We start from the raw sequence: 593 nt of genomic DNA, 5'->3' as shown, positions 1-593 counted from the left end.
CCATAGGAGCATTACCAGAACCACCGGAACCTTCATAGCCACCATAAATATTGTGAGGAGCATTCTGAGCAGAGCCACGATATTTCTGTGTACCAAATACTCTATCTGCCCATTGAGCAGCAGGATCTACACGAGGTGCAGGTTGTACATTTCTTTGGTTGATATTATTCGTGTACTGCTGAGGAGACGCTCCTACACGACTTGCATAAATTGTAGAATCCACGATTCCTCCTTAAGCGCTAGCAGCACCACCAATAACAGCACCTGCTAAGGCACCCCATGGACCGAATGCTGAACCAGCAGCAGCTCCACTCATAGCCCCTCCAAGAATACCACTACCACCACCAGACTGCTGGACTTTAGTAGTTTGTCCTAGAACGCCATTCATTACAGAAGCTGCATTAATTCGATTCTGAATATCCTGATTACCCATTTCCTGAGCACCGATAGCATTGTTATATGCTGTATCAAGTTTACCCTGTTCATTGGAATAACGCTGTTGAGCAGCATTGATTGCATTAGTGTATGCTTGATTCTAAGCCTGAGTACCTGTGTTAAGTAAACCAGCTTGATTAGCAGCATTCTGTTGCAAC

2 protein-coding genes are annotated in these 593 nt (G+C 45.0%); both read right to left on the bottom strand.

Features of this window, described 5'->3' with window-relative positions; all coding sequences use genetic code 11:
* Window positions 1–223 (bottom strand): hypothetical protein (locus N1032_RS26545; protein WP_259543650.1); only part of this gene is annotated, 223 nt, incomplete at its 3' end.
* Window positions 224–232: 9 nt separating this feature from the next.
* The gene (locus tag N1032_RS26540; RefSeq protein WP_259543649.1) at window positions 233–433 is read right to left on the bottom strand and encodes a hypothetical protein; all 201 of its coding nucleotides are present in this window, start codon (window positions 431–433) and stop codon (window positions 233–235) included.
* Window positions 434–593 lie beyond the last annotated feature (160 nt).

The organism is Herbiconiux daphne, assembly GCF_024979295.1.
Lineage (GTDB): Bacteria > Actinomycetota > Actinomycetes > Actinomycetales > Microbacteriaceae > Herbiconiux > Herbiconiux daphnes.
Note: the sequence above shows the minus strand (reverse complement) of the source record. Positions and strands in the feature narration are given on the sequence as shown.

Excerpts from the sequence above, each read along its gene's own strand:
- N1032_RS26540 (WP_259543649.1), bottom strand. The coding sequence starts at position 433 with ATGGGTAATCAGGATATTCAGAATCGAATTAATGCAGCTTCTGTAATG.